The 14,353-nt window shown below is 74.7% G+C and carries 17 protein-coding genes and 1 pseudogene; 5 read left to right on the top strand and 13 right to left on the bottom strand.

Annotation, left to right across the window (positions count from 1 at the left end; translation table 11 throughout):
- Positions 1–24 precede the first annotated feature (24 nt).
- Positions 25–1,086, bottom strand: a complete 1,062-nt coding sequence (tsaD, locus tag AC1C2W_RS09225) for a tRNA (adenosine(37)-N6)-threonylcarbamoyltransferase complex transferase subunit TsaD (RefSeq protein WP_495412947.1) — start codon at positions 1,084–1,086, stop codon at positions 25–27.
- A gap of 113 nt (positions 1,087–1,199) precedes the next feature.
- Between tsaD and AC1C2W_RS09230 the strand changes: the two genes are divergently transcribed.
- The gene (locus tag AC1C2W_RS09230) at positions 1,200–1,823 is read left to right on the top strand and encodes a malonic semialdehyde reductase (protein WP_495412948.1); all 624 of its coding nucleotides are present in this window, start codon (positions 1,200–1,202) and stop codon (positions 1,821–1,823) included.
- A gap of 13 nt (positions 1,824–1,836) precedes the next feature.
- On the opposite strand, the gene AC1C2W_RS09235 is transcribed toward AC1C2W_RS09230, so the two are convergent.
- The 6 genes from AC1C2W_RS09235 to AC1C2W_RS09260 form a co-directional block, all read right to left on the bottom strand.
- Positions 1,837–2,754, bottom strand: a complete 918-nt coding sequence (locus AC1C2W_RS09235) for a sulfurtransferase (RefSeq protein WP_495412949.1) — start codon at positions 2,752–2,754, stop codon at positions 1,837–1,839.
- A complete protein-coding gene (rimI, locus tag AC1C2W_RS09240; protein WP_495412950.1) occupies positions 2,751–3,392 on the bottom strand; it encodes a ribosomal protein S18-alanine N-acetyltransferase in 642 nt (213 codons plus the stop codon). The genes AC1C2W_RS09235 and rimI overlap by 4 nt, the downstream gene beginning before the upstream one ends.
- Positions 3,389–4,120: a tRNA (adenosine(37)-N6)-threonylcarbamoyltransferase complex dimerization subunit type 1 TsaB gene (gene tsaB, locus AC1C2W_RS09245; RefSeq protein ID WP_495388583.1), complete on the bottom strand. Its 732-nt coding sequence runs from the start codon at positions 4,118–4,120 to the stop codon at positions 3,389–3,391. Before tsaB ends, rimI begins: the two co-directional genes overlap by 4 nt.
- A gap of 73 nt (positions 4,121–4,193) precedes the next feature.
- Positions 4,194–4,760 (bottom strand): tRNA (adenosine(37)-N6)-threonylcarbamoyltransferase complex ATPase subunit type 1 TsaE, encoded by a 567-nt coding sequence (gene tsaE, locus AC1C2W_RS09250; RefSeq protein WP_495389122.1) that lies wholly within the window; start codon positions 4,758–4,760, stop codon positions 4,194–4,196.
- 8 nt (positions 4,761–4,768) lie between these two features.
- The gene (gene alr / locus AC1C2W_RS09255) at positions 4,769–6,052 is read right to left on the bottom strand and encodes an alanine racemase (protein WP_495412951.1); all 1,284 of its coding nucleotides are present in this window, start codon (positions 6,050–6,052) and stop codon (positions 4,769–4,771) included.
- Positions 6,053–6,066: 14 nt separating this feature from the next.
- The gene (locus tag AC1C2W_RS09260; protein ID WP_495412952.1) at positions 6,067–7,059 is read right to left on the bottom strand and encodes a pseudouridine synthase; all 993 of its coding nucleotides are present in this window, start codon (positions 7,057–7,059) and stop codon (positions 6,067–6,069) included.
- A 46-nt stretch (positions 7,060–7,105) separates the two neighbouring features.
- On the opposite strand from AC1C2W_RS09260, the gene AC1C2W_RS09265 reads away from it, so the two are divergent.
- The gene (locus AC1C2W_RS09265; protein WP_495388586.1) at positions 7,106–7,588 is read left to right on the top strand and encodes a glutathione peroxidase; all 483 of its coding nucleotides are present in this window, start codon (positions 7,106–7,108) and stop codon (positions 7,586–7,588) included.
- Positions 7,589–7,600: 12 nt separating this feature from the next.
- Here AC1C2W_RS09265 and AC1C2W_RS09270 read toward each other — a convergent pair whose 3' ends face one another.
- Positions 7,601–8,389: a class I SAM-dependent methyltransferase gene (locus AC1C2W_RS09270; protein WP_495412953.1), complete on the bottom strand. Its 789-nt coding sequence runs from the start codon at positions 8,387–8,389 to the stop codon at positions 7,601–7,603.
- A gap of 49 nt (positions 8,390–8,438) precedes the next feature.
- A complete protein-coding gene (locus AC1C2W_RS09275) occupies positions 8,439–10,040 on the bottom strand; it encodes a bifunctional ADP-dependent NAD(P)H-hydrate dehydratase/NAD(P)H-hydrate epimerase (RefSeq protein ID WP_495412954.1) in 1,602 nt (533 codons plus the stop codon).
- Between the two features lie 69 nt (positions 10,041–10,109).
- Between AC1C2W_RS09275 and AC1C2W_RS09280 the strand changes: the two genes are divergently transcribed.
- The gene (locus AC1C2W_RS09280) at positions 10,110–11,165 is read left to right on the top strand and encodes an LLM class F420-dependent oxidoreductase (protein WP_495388590.1); all 1,056 of its coding nucleotides are present in this window, start codon (positions 10,110–10,112) and stop codon (positions 11,163–11,165) included.
- Here the strand turns inward: AC1C2W_RS09280 and AC1C2W_RS09285 are convergent.
- Both AC1C2W_RS09285 and AC1C2W_RS09290 read right to left on the bottom strand, forming a co-directional pair.
- Positions 11,143–11,421 carry a hypothetical protein gene (locus AC1C2W_RS09285; RefSeq protein ID WP_495412955.1) on the bottom strand — a complete coding sequence of 93 codons (279 nt, stop codon included), beginning with the start codon at positions 11,419–11,421 and terminating at the stop codon, positions 11,143–11,145. The genes AC1C2W_RS09280 and AC1C2W_RS09285 overlap by 23 nt on opposite strands.
- Positions 11,422–11,432: 11 nt before the next feature.
- On the bottom strand, positions 11,433–11,783 hold the full coding sequence (locus tag AC1C2W_RS09290) for a holo-ACP synthase (protein WP_495388591.1): 351 nt from the start codon (positions 11,781–11,783) through the stop codon (positions 11,433–11,435).
- A gap of 59 nt (positions 11,784–11,842) precedes the next feature.
- Here AC1C2W_RS09290 and AC1C2W_RS09295 point away from each other — a divergent pair, with 59 nt between their 5' ends.
- A complete protein-coding gene (locus AC1C2W_RS09295) occupies positions 11,843–12,673 on the top strand; it encodes an alpha/beta fold hydrolase (RefSeq protein ID WP_495388592.1) in 831 nt (276 codons plus the stop codon).
- A 10-nt stretch (positions 12,674–12,683) separates the two neighbouring features.
- Here the strand turns inward: AC1C2W_RS09295 and AC1C2W_RS09300 are convergent, their stop codons facing one another.
- Both AC1C2W_RS09300 and AC1C2W_RS09305 read right to left on the bottom strand, forming a co-directional pair.
- The gene (locus AC1C2W_RS09300) at positions 12,684–13,028 is read right to left on the bottom strand and encodes a pyrophosphatase (protein WP_495388593.1); all 345 of its coding nucleotides are present in this window, start codon (positions 13,026–13,028) and stop codon (positions 12,684–12,686) included.
- A gap of 54 nt (positions 13,029–13,082) precedes the next feature.
- Positions 13,083–13,319 (bottom strand): annotated as a pseudogene (locus AC1C2W_RS09305) (glutamine--fructose-6-phosphate transaminase (isomerizing)); the annotation flags it as partial.
- Between the two features lie 59 nt (positions 13,320–13,378).
- Between AC1C2W_RS09305 and coaA the strand changes: the two are divergent.
- The gene (coaA, locus tag AC1C2W_RS09310; protein WP_495389123.1) at positions 13,379–14,347 is read left to right on the top strand and encodes a type I pantothenate kinase; all 969 of its coding nucleotides are present in this window, start codon (positions 13,379–13,381) and stop codon (positions 14,345–14,347) included.
- The last annotated feature ends 6 nt before the right edge of the window (positions 14,348–14,353 follow it).

Raw genomic sequence — 14,353 nt, forward strand, 5'->3', positions numbered from 1 at the left:
CCGGCCAAGCGCCGAGGACTTTTCTCAGACCGTGATCGTCGTCATCGGCATGGAGGAGTCGACAGGGAAGTCGAGGCTCGACGGCGCCACCCCGGCCCGCACGACCGACGAACCGAGCGCGGCGATCATCGCCCCGTTGTCGGTGCAGTAGCGGATCGGCGGGATGCGCAGGTCGATGCCGGCCTCCGCGCACCGCTTCGCGGCGAGGTCGCGCAGCTGGCTGTTGGCGGAGAACCCGCCGCCCACGACGAGCGTGTCGACGTCGTGCCGCCGGCAGGCTGCGATCGTCTTGGCGGTGAGCACGTCGGCCACCGCCGCGGCGAACGACGCGGCGACGTCGGCGGCGGGCACCTCGCGCCCGGAGTCCACGCACGCCTCGATCCAGCGCGCGACGGCCGTCTTGAGCCCGGAGAACGAGAAGTCGTGTGCGTGCTTCGCCTGGTCCTTGGCGGCAGTCAGCCCGCGCGGGAAGCGGATGGCCTCCGGGTCGCCCTCGCGCGCGAGCCGGTCCACGTGCGGGCCGCCCGGGTACGGCACGCCGAGCAGCCGGCCGACCTTGTCGAACGCCTCCCCCGCGGCGTCGTCGAGGGTGGAGCCGAGCTCGGTGACGCTCGTCGCGAGGTCGTCGACGAGCATGAGCGAGCTGTGCCCGCCCGAGACGACCAGCGCCATCGTGCGGCCGACGAACCGTCCGTCCACGAGCTGGTTCACCGCGGCGTGGCCGATCACGTGGTTGACGCCGTAGAGCGGCTTGTTCAGGCCGATCGCGAGCGCCTTCGCGGCCGAGGCACCGATGGTCAGGGGGCCCACCAGGCCGGGGCCGGCGGTGACGGCGACCGCGTCCACCTCGGACAGGTCGACGTCGGCCTCGCCGAGCGCCCGGGTGATCGTCGGCACCATCGCCTCGAGGTGGGCGCGGCTGGCGACCTCGGGGATGATCCCGCCGTAGCGCGCGTGCTCGTCCATCGAGCTCGCGACCGCGTCGACCAGGAGCTCGTCGCCGCGGACGAGGGCGACGCCCGTCTCGTCGCAGGAGGTCTCGATTCCGAGGACGAGGGGGCCGCTACCCCCGTGCGCGCGTGCCATGGCCCCATGATCGCACCACGGCGACCGGCCGTGACGCGGGGGTGGACACCGCTGTGCCTCACGTCACGCCCGAGGCAGGAATCATGATTCTGCATCTATCTGTTGAGGCAACTATGACCGAGACTCTGACGCACCCCGCTGCCTCGCTCGCCGTCGGCGACGACGTGGCGGACCTCCTGTTCCGCTCCGCCCGCACCACCTCGCTGTGGACGGACGCGCCCGTGACCGACGCGCAGCTCGCCGCGGCCTGGGACCTGGCGAAGTTCGGCCCCACCGCGATGAACGCGCTGCCGCTGCGCGTGCTCGTCGTGCACTCCCCCGAGGCCAAGCAGCGCCTCGTGGCCCACATGGGCGACGGCAACAAGCCCAAGGTCGAGGCTGCCCCGGTCTCCCTGGTGCTCGCCGCCGACCCGGCCTTCCACCAGCACATGGACACGCTGTACCCCGCGTACCCGGGGATCAAGGACCAGCTCGACCCCGCCGCGGACGTCCGCGAGCTGATGGCCCGCAACAACGCGCTCATCCAGGCCGGCTACCTCATCGTCGGCCTGCGGGCCGCCGGCCTCGCCGCCGGCCCGATGAACGGCATGGACTTCGACGGCGTGGACGGCGAGTTCTTCGCCGAGTCCGGCTGGAAGTCGTTCCTCGTCATCAACGTCGGCCACGCCGAGGGCGAGGGCTCGCCGTACCCGCGCGGCCCGCGCCTCTCCTTCGACGAGGTCGCCCGCATCGCCTGACGGTTCGCCTTCTCTATCCCGACGGGCTGACCGGCCGCGACGGGTCGTTCGACCACTGCGACCAGGAGCCCGGGTACAGCGCCGCCGGGATGCCCGCGCACGCCAGGGCCGCGACCTCGTGCGACGCCGTCACGCCGGAGCCGCAGTAGACGCCGACGGCCGGCTCCCCCGCCTCCGCCGCCTGCTCGTCCGCCTGCTCCGACCTGGCAGCGCCGAGCCCGAGGTCGGCGAACCGCCCGGCGAGCGCTGCGTCGTCGAGGAACGTCCCGTCGTCGCGGAGGTTCGCCGCGGTCGGCGCCGAGACGGCGCCGGGCACGTGCCCGGCCTGTGGGTCCACCGGTTCCGTCTCGCCGCGGTAGCGCTCGGCCGCGCGGGCGTCCAGCAGCGTGCCGCTCTCGGCCAGCTCGGCCGCGTCGTCCGCGTCCAGCACCGGCAGGTGCCCCGGGTGCACGACCAGGTCCCCCGGCGCGTGCACCACGTCGCCGCCCTCAAGCGCGAACCCGGCGCGCACCCACGCGGGCAGGCCGCCGTCGAGGATCCGCACGTCCGCTACCCCGAAGTACCGCAGCAGCCACCACGCCCGCGCCGCGGACAGGCCGCCCACCGTGTCGTAGACGACGACGCGCGACCCCTCGCGCACGCCCCAGGCGCGGGCGCTGCGCTGGAACGACGACGCGGACGGCAGCGGGTGCCGCCCCTCGGCCGGAGACGGCTCCGCGGCCAGCTCGCTCTCCATGTCGACGTACACGGCACCCGGCAGGTGCCCCTCGAGGTAGCGCTCGCGGCCGTCGGTCATGCCGAGCGCCCAGCGCACGTCCAGCAGCACGGGCACCCCGGCGGCCGGGTCCGGCCCCGTGCCGACCTGCAGGTCCGCGGCGAGCTCGGCGACGTCCACCAGGATCCGGGACCGGGCGGGGCTCACGTCGTTCATGCGGCGTCTCCCACCGGCGTGTCGGGCCCGTCGCCGGGGTCGGTGCCGGGGTCGGTGCCGGGACCGATGCCGGGACCGCCGTCCGCGGCCGCCTGGGCCGGTACATTGCGCGCGGCCGACAGATCCAGGCGCATCGTGAAGGCGTCCTTGTCCTCGGGCTGGTAGTACCGCTTGCGCAGCCCGATCCGCTCGAAGCCGAAACGCTCGTACAGGGCGAGCGCCGGCCCGTTGTCCACCCGCACCTCGAGCAGCACCGCGCCCGCCCTCAGCTTCCGCGACCGGTCGATCAGCGCCTCCAGCAGGGCGCGGCCCACGCCGTGCCGCTGGTAGTGGGGGTCGACGCCGATGGTCATGACCTGCGCGACGTCACCGTCGAACCACAGGCCCGCGTATCCCACGACGGGCTTGCGGCCCGGCCCGTACACGGCCGCGGCGTCGGGGCCGGTCGGCTCCGCGACGACATACCACCGGCCGAGCGCAGCGAGCTCGTCGGCGAGCATGCCGTACGTCCAGGCGCTCGCGCCGAAGAGCACGCGCTCCAGCTGCAGTACCCGGTCGAAGTCCGCGCTCGCCAGCGGGCGCAGCCGGCACGACGGCGCGTACACCTGCTGCACCACGCGGGGCAGGTCGGCGCTCATGCCGGGCTCCCGGTGGCCGGCACCAGCCGCGCGGGCGCGGGCTCCTGCACGTCGGGACGACGCAGGTACAGCGGGTCGGTGGGCAGCTCCGCGCCGGCGGCGCGCCGAGCGAGCGCGAGGCGCGCCAGCACGGCTGCGTCGGGCACGAGCGGGGCGTCCTCGTCGGCCGGCAGGTGCTCGGGGTACAGCGTGGCGCCCTCCCCCACGACGACGAGCCGCCCGTCTGCAGGAGCGTCCTCGAGCCGGGCCGCCAGATCGGCGGCCTTGTCCACGCCGGGGCCCGCCAGGGTCTCGACGACGGGCACCCCGTGCGGCCCCTCGTGGGCGACGACGCGGTAGTGCGCCCAGTAGACCTCCTTGCGGCGGGCGTCGGTCGCGACGAGCACCTCGTCGCCCGGCGCCAGCCCGAGGTCGGCGACCGCCTGCACCGCGACCACGTCGATGCTCGGCACCCCGAGCACCTCGACCCCGAGGCTGAGTGCCAGGGTGCGCGCCGTCACGAGCCCAACGCGCAGGCCGGTGAACGGCGCGGGGCCGGTGCCGACGACCACGGCCGTCAGGGCGGTGCGGTCGAGCCCGGCCTCGTCGAGCGCCTCAGCCACGAGGGGGCCGAGCGACTCGGCGTGCCGACGGCGCTCGTCGGCCGAGCGGGAGGCGAGCCGGGTGCCGGTCTCGTCGACGAGGGCGACGGCGACGGCTGCAGAGGTGTCCAGAGCGAGAACTGCCACGGCCCCAGCCTACGTTTCCCGCGAGATATAGCGCGAACACGCGAGATGGAGAACCCCTCCCCGCGAGGGTTCTCTATCTCGCGACGAGGGCGGCGAGGTCGACGCCGGCCCAGCGCGGCCCGACGCCCCGCAGCGTCGCGTGTCGCGTGCCCGCGCCCGGATCCTCGGCCAGATCCTCGGCCAGGTCTTCGGCACCGTCCTCCGTGGCGTCGGCGGCGCCCGCGGCGCGGCCGCGCGGGCGCTCGAGGTCGATCTCCAGGCGGTCCTCGGTGAGTGCCTCGGCCAGGCCCTGGCCCCACTCGACGACGGTCACCGACTCGTCGAGCGACGAGTCCAGGTCGAGCGCGTCGAGCTCGTCCAGGCCGCCCAGCCGGTAGGCGTCGACGTGCACCAGCGCCGGTCCGCGCGAGCCGTCGACGCGGGGCAGCGGCGGGTGCTCGCGCGCCACGATGAACGTCGGCGACGCCACGTGGCCGCGCACGCCCAGCGCGGCGCCGAGCCCCTGGGTGAGCGTCGTCTTGCCCGCCCCCAGGTCTCCCGTGAGGATCACGAGGTCGCCCGCCCGGAGCACACCCGCCAGCGCCGCCCCCAGCGCCCGTGTCCGCTCCGCGTCCGGCAGCTCGGCCTCCGCCCGCGCCATGACGTCGCTCACCGCTGCACTTCCTTCCCCGTGTCCATCTCTGTGCCGATCTCTGTGCCGGCCCCGACGTGGACGCGCGGCGCGCGCGCCCCGATCCCGGTGACGATCTCGTAGCTGATGGTGTCCGCCGCGCGGGCCCAGTCCTCCGCGTTCGGCACGACCGCGCCGCGTTCGACGCCGTCCGACGCCCCGAAGAGCGTCACGACGTCCCCGGCCCGCTCGGTCGCCCCCGGCCCGAGGTCCAGCACGAACTGGTCCATGCAGACGCGTCCCGCCACACGCAGCACCCGGGCGGAGCCACCGCGCGCGGGGTCTCCCCGCCCGACCCCGACCGGGCCGCCGACGCCGAGCTCCCCGCCCGAGGCGTGCCGCTGGATGCCGTCGGCGTACCCCAACGGCACCACGCCGAGCCGCGTGTCCTGCGTCGTCGTGTACTGGAGCCCGTAGGAGACGCCGTGCCCGGCCGGCATGTCCTTGACGGTGGCGAGCCGCGCCTGCAGCGTCATCGCGCCCCGCAGGCCGTAGTCGCCGGGCACGCCGAGCTGCGGCACGGGCGAGTGTCCGTAGACGGCGATGCCCGGGCGGACCAGGTCGTAGTGCAGGCGCGGGTCGGTGAGCACGGCCGCGGAGTTGGCGAGGTGGCGGACCTCGATGCGCAGGCCGGCGGCCTCGGCGGCGGCGACTGCGTCGTCGAAGGCGCGGGCCTGCAGGGCGATCGACGGGTGCCCGGGGTCGTCCGCGCACGCCAGGTGCGACATGACGCCCACCACCCGCAACACGCCCTCGGCCTCCAGCGCGGCCGCCCGGCGCACGACGTCGGGCAGGTCGGCGGGCATGATCCCGCTGCGCCCGAGCCCGGTGTCCACCTTGAGGTGCACCCGCGCCGGTGCGCCCGCCGCCCGCGCACCGGCGGCGACCTCGTCGAGCGCCCAGGGTGCGGCGACACCGACGTCCACCCGCGCGGTCACCAGGCGCTCGAACGGCGCGCCGGGGGCGCACAGCCAGGTCATCACGCGGGCATCGGCGGCCGCGATCCCGCCGGCGCGGAGCGCGAGCGCCTCGGCCGGCACGGCCGTGCCGAGCCAGGTCGCGCCGCCCGCGAGCGCCGCCCGGGCCACCGGCAACATCCCGTGCCCGTACCCGTCGGCCTTGACCACCGCCATCACCGCGGCGGAGGGCGCCTGGCCGGCCAGCGCGCGCACGTTGTCGCACACGGCCGCCAGGTCGATCACGGCGCGGGCCAGGAGGTCGTCGGGGAAGGGTGGGACCACGGAGCTCAGGTCGGTGCTCACGGTCAAGAATTCTCTCACCGCTCGGCACCGGGCCACTCGCGCAGCCGGCGCCGGGAGCGGAACTCCCGGCGGGTCCCACTGATCGGGTCGGCGAACGCGAGCGAGCGCGCGAGGAGCTGCAGGGGGCGATCGGGGTCGTCCGGTGCGTCCTCGCGCAGCTGGGGCCAGAACGGGTCGTGCAGCAGGGGCAGCCCGAGGGAGGCCATGTGCAGGCGCAGCTGATGCGTCTTGCCGGTGTGCGGCTCGAGCCGGTAGAAGCCCAGGCCGCGGGCGTCGTCGCGCGCGACGAGCGTGATCCGCGACTCGGCGTTCGGCTCCCCCGGCTCCGCCTGCGCCCGCACGACGCCGCGGTGCTTGACGATGCGCGAGCGCACCGTCGTCGCGCCCTCCGCCCCGAGCCGTGCGTCCGCCTCCGTGCCCGCCGCCGGCAGCGGCGCCACCGCCTCGTAGACCTTGCGCACCGCGCGGTCCTGGAACGCCGTCTGGTACGCGCCGCGCACCTCGGGCCGCAGCGTGAGCACGAGGACGCCGGCCGTGGGCCGGTCCAGCCGGTGCGCGGGCACCAGGTCCGGCAGGTCCGGCAGGTCGAGGGTGGCGCGCAGGTGCACCAGCACCGTGCGGGTCACCCACCGCCCGCGCGGCATCGTCGCGACCAGGTGCGGCTTGTCCACCACGAGCAGGTCGTCGTCGCGGTGCAGCACCTCCAGGTCGTCGAGGGCGGGCACCTCGGGCTCGTCGGCGGGCGGGTCGCGGTACAGGTAGAGGAAGCCGCGCGGCTCGTACGGGGTGTCGTGGTCGACGACGGCGCCCGCCCCCGTCACGACCTCGCCCGCGGCGACCTTCTCCGCCAGGCGGCCGGCGTCGTGCGGGAACCGGTCCAGCAGGTACTGGGTCGCGGTGGCGTAGCGGGCCGTGCTCGCCGCGTCGTGGGGCAGCACCAGCCGGGTCGGGTTGAGCCCGTCGCGGACCGGGAGCGGCGGGCGGTGCGGGCGCGGGCGGTCTGACACTCCTCCATTCTCCCGCGCACCTCGCCCCGCGCGGCATGATGAGGGCATGAGCCTCTACGACATCCCGTTCGAGCGCATGGACGGCACCACGGCGTCGCTGGCCGAGCATCGCGACGACGTGGTGCTCGTGGTCAACGTCGCGTCACGCTGCGGGCTGGCACCGCAGTACACAACCCTGGAGGAGCTGCAGAAGACATACGCCGACCGCGGGTTCACGGTGGTGGGATTCCCCAGCAACCAGTTCCTGCAGGAGCTGTCCACCGACGAGAAGGTCGCCGAGTTCTGCTCCACCACCTACGGCGTGACGTTCCCCGTCGTCTCCCGGGTCCGGGTGAACGGCCGGCACACCCACCCGCTGTACGCCGAGCTGAAGAAGGCCGCGGACGACGGCGGTCACTCGGGCCGCGTCCGGTGGAACTTCGAGAAGTTCGTCGTCCTGCCCGGCGGCGAAGTGCACCGGTTCTCCCCGCAGACGGTGCCGGACGACCCCGCCGTCGTCGGGCTGATCGAGAAGTCCCTGCCGCGCTGAGGTGCGGAACCGTCAGCCCGCCGGCCGGCTCACGACCAGCACCAGCGAGCCGTCGAGGTGCGCCTGCGTGCGCAGGTGCCCGAACCGGCGGTCCCACTCGCCCGAGGCGAGGTCCGCGCCGAGTCGCTCCACGAACCGCTCCTGGACCCCGTCCGGCACGAAGCTCCACGCCGAGTTCGCCTGCCGCGCGCCCGGGTCGAGCAGACCCTCCGGGCGGCCGTAGTAGGCCTCGCTGAACCGGTCCACGCACCCGAGCGGGATCGGCAGCCCCACGAGCTCGACGTCCCCTCCGAGCCCGGACGCGATGCGGTCGACGGCAGGGTAGCGACCCGCCTCGGTCTCGATCAGCTCGGGCGCGTAGTCGTGCAGCCAGAACCGGTCGAGGCGCGCCGGGTCGCACGTCATGACCACCACCGGGCCGGTCGCGACCCGGCGCAGCTCGCGCAGGCCGGCGTCGAGGTCGGTCCACTGGTGCACGGAGAACGTCGTCATGGCGGCGTCGAGCGCGTCGTCGGGGAACGGCAGCACCTCGGCCGTGGCGTCGACGGCGACCGGCAGGTGCGCGGGTCGCTGGGCGCGCATCGTGGCCGACGGCTCCACGGCGGTGACGTCGCGGTCGCGCGGCTCGTACGACCCCGCGCCCGCGCCCACGTTCAGCACGGTGCGTGCGTCGCCGAGCGCCGAGGCGATCGTCGCGGCGAACTCTGGCTCGGGCCGCCGGTACTCGGTGTACCCGCCGCCGATGGCGCCGTAGTCGACGTCCCCGGCTGAGCCGTCGGTCCTGCGTGCGGTGGTCGTCATGGGCGAGTCCTCTCGTCCTGCGGTCGGCGCGCCGTCGCGCGCGCGGGTCTCAGCGGTCGCGGAGCAGCGCGGCGACCTCGCGGGGCACGGCGTCGGCCACGTCGAGGGCGGCCACCGGTCCGCCCGGGTTCGCCCGGTGCCCGGCGAGCCCGTGCACGAGCGCCGCGGCGGCGGCCACCTCGGCCGCGAGCGCCGGCCGCTCGACGACCTCCACCGCACGGGCCGCCAGCATCGTGCCCAGCACGCCGGCCAGGACGTCGCCGGAGCCCGCCGTCGCGAGCCAGCCCGGCCCGTCGGCCTGAGCGTACGCGACCCCCGGCCCGACGACGACGGTTACCCCGCCCTTCAGCAGCACGGTCGCGCCCGTGAGCTCGTGCGCCCGCCGCGCCCAGCGCAGCGGCTCGGCCTCGACGTCCACGCGGCGCACGTCCTCGCCGCGCGAGCGCAGCAGTGTCGTCAGCTCGCCGGCGTGCGGGGTGAGCACGAACCACGCCGGGCTGACGTCGTCGAGCAGCCCCAGCCCGCCCGCGTCGACGACGGCGGGCACGGGCGCGCCGGCGGTGCCCGCGAGGCGACCCGCGGCAGCGGCCAGCGCCGCCCGTCCGCGCTCGTGCTGCCCGTCGTCGAGCCCCTCGTCCTCGCCCTCGTGCGCCGCCTCCGGCCCCCCGGGGACGCCGGGGCCCACCACCCACGACTGCACCCTCCCCGGGGCGGTGACGACCTCCGGGCGCGCGACGAGGACCGCCCGCCCGACGCTCTCCGAGCCGCGGTAGCGCACCATCCCGGCGCCGGCGCGCACGGCGGCGGTGGTCGTGAGCACCGCCGCGCCCGGGAACGTGGCGGTGCCGGCCACGATCCCGACCACCCCGCGCGTGTACTTCTGGTCCGCGCCGCCGGGCACCGGCCACGACCGGCCGACGTCCGCGGGCGCCAGGCGCAGCACCGCGGGATCGCCCTCGACCCCCAGGCCGATGTCGACCACGCTCAGCTCCCCCACCAGCCCGGCGGCCGGCGGCAGCAGCAGGCCGGGCTTGGCCGCGCTGAAGGTCACCGTGCGGTCCGCGGCCAGCACCGGCCCGGCCACCGCGCCGTCGTCCACCCCGATGCCGGACGGCACGTCCACCGCCACCACCCACGGCCACCCCTGTCCAGGTGCTCTGAGCGCGCTGTTGGCCCCGTATCGGGGCACCGACCGGGCCAACAGCGCGCTCACGAGATCGCCCGGGAGGCCGCGCAGGGGGCCGCGAGCGCCGATGCCGACCAGGCCGTCGAGCACGACGTCGGCCCGCGCGGCGTCGTCGGCCACCGCCCGCAGGCGCTCGGGGGCGGCGAACAGCTCGACCACGCGGCCGCCTGCCCGCTCCAGCACGGCGCGCCCTCCGGCGTGGAACCGCTCGGAGGTCAGCACGGCCGTGACCGCTAGCCCCCGGCGCGCGAGCACCGCGCCGGCGTGCAGGGCGTCGCCCCCGTTGTTGCCCGCGCCCACCAGCAGCACGACACGGGTGTCCCGGACCGCGCGCCGGACCCCCGCCACGTCGCGCAGCACCAGCGTCGCGAGGGCGAACGACGCGCGCTCCATCAGCGGCACGCCGGCAGCGAGCAGCGGCTCCTCGGCCGCGCGGACATCGGTTGCGGACCAGGCGGAGATCATGGGACGCATCCTGCCGCGCGCCGACGCGTCCCGCAGCGTCTCCGCAGGCCGGGGCATAGGCTTCCGGGCATGCGATTCGGACTCTTCATCCCGCAGGGCTGGCGCCACTCGCTCACCGACATCCCGCCGGAGCAGCATTGGGAGACGATGCTGTCCCTGCTCCACTACGCCGACAATGCCGCGGCCGGGGAGCCGATCCCCGGCGGCCCGTGGGCCTGGGACTCCGTGTGGGTCTTCGATCACTTCCACACCGTCCCCGTGCCGAGCACCGAGGCCACGCACGAGGCATGGACGCTGATGGCGGCGTTCGCGGCGACGTCGCAGCGCGTGAAGCTGGGCCAGATGTGCACGTGCATGTCGTACCGGAACCCGGCGTACCTGGCGAAGGTCGCCTCGACGGTCGACGCGATCTCCGGCGGCCGTGCGCAGCTGGGCATCGGGGCCGGCTGGTACGAGCACGAGTGGCGCGCGTACGGCTACGGCTTCCCGCGCGCGGGCGAGCGCCTGCGAGCGCTCGACGAGGGCCTGCAGATCATCACGCAGATGTGGCGCACCGGGAGCTCCGGGAAGTTCGACGGCGAGCGCTACCAGGTGGACGGCGCCCTGTGCTACCCGCAGCCCCTGCAGCGGCTGCCCGTCGGCGACGGCGGCGCCGAGGTGCCGAGCATCCCGCTGTGGGTCGCGGGCGGCGGCGAGAAGAAGACGCTGCGCATCGCCGCGCGGTTCGCGCAGTACACCAACTTCGACGGCTCCCCCGAGGGCTTCTCGCGCAAGTCGACGATCCTCGAGCAGCACTGCCGCGACGTGGGTCGTGACTTCGGCGAGATCACCCGCTCGTCCGACTACAACGTCGTCATCGGGGAGAACCAGGCGGAGGTGGACGACCGCTTCGCGTGGATCGAGTCGCACTTCCGCAAGCACGCCCCCGGCGAGAAGGGCGAGCAGGAGATCGCGAACTGGCGCAACAGCCCGCTCGTCGGCACGCCCGAACAGGTCGTCGAGGCACTGACCGACCTGCAGTCGCGCGGCATGACCTACGCCATCAACTACTTCCCCAACGCCGCGGCCGACCGGGACCAGATCGAGCTGTTCCAGCGCCAGGTCATCCCCGCCCTGCAGGACTGACCGGGCTCACGGGGCGGAGCAGCTCGGCGAAACGGCCGGTCGCGAACTGCACCGGCTCGCCGCGGCGTCGAAGAGACGGCAGACCGCCCGGCCCACGTGACCGACGACGTCGTCCCCCCGCCTCGAACTCCGCGCCCACGATGGGGAACAGGGTGTCGAGGTCGTCGGTCACATCGGTGGTCTCGACCCAGACCCGTTCGCTCGCGACCATCGCCGGGAACCGGCGCAGCTTCCGGCGACGGGCGCGGAGCTGCACGACGGGAGACGTCAGCCCTCGGCGACCACCATGGCGGACGCGATGCCCGCGTCGTGGGAGATGGACAGGTGCCAGGCCTTCACGCCGAGCTCGTCGGCGCGCGCCTGTACCGTGCCGCGCAGCTCGACCTCCGGCGGGCCGCCGACCACCCGGTGCACGGTGGCGTCGTGCCAGTGCATGTTCCCCGGGGCCCCCAGCGCCTTCGCGATGGCCTCCTTCGCGGCGAACCGGGCGGCCAACGACGAGGCCGGCAGGTCGCGCTCGGCCTCGGTGAAGAGCTTCTCCCGCAGGCGCGGCACCCGCTCGACGGTCGCCATGAACCGGGCGACGTCCACCACGTCGATGCCCACGCCGATGATCATGCGGCTCAGCCTAGGTGCCCCCAGGGCCGGTGTCGGTGCCCGGCCGTAGGGTCCCGCCCATGTTCGTCGACGCCGCAGGGTCCCGGGTCCACTACGTCGAGCGGGGCGCACCGGCGGGGCAGGACGTGCCCACGCTCGTGCTGCTGCACGGGTTCCCCGTGGACCACCGGCTCATGCTCACTGCGTTCGAGGGTGTGCTCGCGTCCCGCCCTGGCTGGCGGCGCGTCTACCTCGACCTGCCGGGGATGGGCGCCAGCCGGCCGTCCGGGGTGGGGAGCACCGACGACGTGCTCGCGGTCGTCCGGTCCGCGATCGACCAGCTGGCGCCGGGCCCGTACGTCGTCGTCGGCGAGTCGTACGGCGGGTACCTCGCGCGCGGGCTGGTGGCCGCCGACCCGGAACGGGTCCGGGGCATCGCGCTGCTGTGCCCCGTGATCGTGCCCGAGCACGCGCAGCGCGACGTTCCGCAGCACCGGGTGCTGGTCCGTGACCCGGAGCTGCTGCGCGAGGTCGGCGCCGACGCCCTTGACGCGGACGACGTCGGCGTGGTGCAGACGCACGAGACGTGGCGGCGCACCGAGGCCGAGGTGGCGCCCGGTCTCGCCGCGGCCGACCCGGACACGGTCCGGCGGGTCGGGTCGCACTACGCCGGGACGTTCCCGCTCGAGCCTCGCCCCTTCGGGAGCCCCACGCTCTTCCTGCTCGGCCGCCAGGACTCCTCGACCGGCTATCGCGACGCCTGGCGCGTCCTCGAGCACTACCCGCACGCCACGTTCGCCGTCCTCGACCGGGCGGGGCACAACCTACAGATCGAGCAGCCGGCGCTGTTCGACGCCCTCGTGGGCGAGTGGCTAGACCGCGTCGAGGAGGCAGCCGGTCAGGCGGCTTAGCGGCGGGTGCTCAGCGCGGCGCCCGCACTCCGGCCTCGTCCTGCGGCTCCACCAGGTGCCGGTACCGGAACCACTTGCGATCCACCTCGGCCTCGAGGTCGACGTCGAACCGGCGCGCCACGAGCAGCAGCTGCGCCAGCACGTCGGCGAGCTCGGCCCGGAACGCCCCGTCGACCTCACGCCCGTCCCCGCGGTCGCGCGACCGCCCCGATCGGGCGAGGTACGCCTGCGTCAGCTCGCCGACCTCCTCGTGCAGCTTGAGCACCAGCCAGTCGTCGGTGCGCTCGATGCCGAAGCGCCGCTCGTACACCCGCGAGATGATCTCGACCTCGTCGCTCAGCTCCGCCAGGTCCATGCGCCGATCATGCCCCTTCGACGGTCGGCCAGGTGGTCGGCGCCCGGGGGCGGGTCACTCGACGGTGACGGACTTCGCCGGGTTGCGGGGCTGGTCGACGTCGAGCCCCTCGGCACCGGCGAGCGCCATGGCGAAGATCTGCAGGAGCACGACGGCGAGCAGCGGCTGCAGCAGCGTCGGGGCCTTCGGGATCCAGAAGATCCCCGCCGCGGACCGGCTCACCTGGTCGTCGCCGTCCTCCGCGATGACGAGGGTGCGAGCACCCCTGACCCGCCCGAGTTGCAGGAGCGACCGGTGGCTCGGGCAGAATCGTGCGGGTGGCACCGCAGTCCTCCGACACCGCTCCCGGCATCCCGCCCCTGGGCGAGCATCTGACCCGGCTCGCGCCGGCCTCGCCGTACGTCGACCTCGACCGTGCGGCGTGGAGCCGGCTGTCCTCGTCGACCCCGCTCCCGCTCACCGACGCCGACGTCGTACGCCTCCGCGGGCTGGGCGACCCGATCGACCTGGCCGAGGTGGACGCCGTCTTCCGGCCCCTGTCCCGGCTGCTCAACCTGTACGTCGCGGCGAGCTCCGGCCTGCACCGCGCCACCTCGACGTTCCTGCACGAGGACCCCCCGCGCACCCCGTACGTCATCGGCGTCGCCGGGTCGGTCGCCGTGGGCAAGTCGACGACGGCGCGCGTGCTGCGCGAGATGATGGCCCGCTGGCCGGACACGCCGCACGTCGAGCTGGTCACCACCGACGGGTTCCTCTACCCCAACGCCGAGCTGCAGCGCCGCGGGATCATGGACCGCAAGGGCTTCCCGGAGTCCTACGACCGCCGGGCCCTCATCCGCTTCCTGTCGCGCATCAAGGCCGGGCAGGCGGAGGTGCGGGCCCCCGTCTACTCGCACGTCACGTACGACATCGTGCCGGGCGAGGAGGTCGTGGTCCGCAAGCCCGACGTGTTGATCGTCGAGGGTCTGAACGTGCTCCAGCCCGCGCGTCCCTCGGCGGTGGACGAGTCGACGGTCGCGGTGAGCGACTTCTTCGACTTCTCCATCTACGTCGACGCCCGTACCCGCAACATCCGGCAGTGGTACGTGGAACGCTTCCTGCAGCTGCGCAAGACGGCGTTCAGCAAGCCCGAGTCGTACTTCCGGCGCTACGCCGACCTGTCCGACGCCGAGGCGACGGAGCGGGCGCTGTCCATCTGGGAGTCGATCAATGCACCCAACCTCGAGCACAACGTGCTGCCCACGCGCGGCCGCGCCACGCTGGTGCTCACGAAGGGCCCGGACCACTCCGTGCAGCGGGTGCGGCTGCGCAAGCTGTGAGGGCGC

The sequence above is a fragment of the Isoptericola sp. Y581 genome, assembly GCF_059445475.1.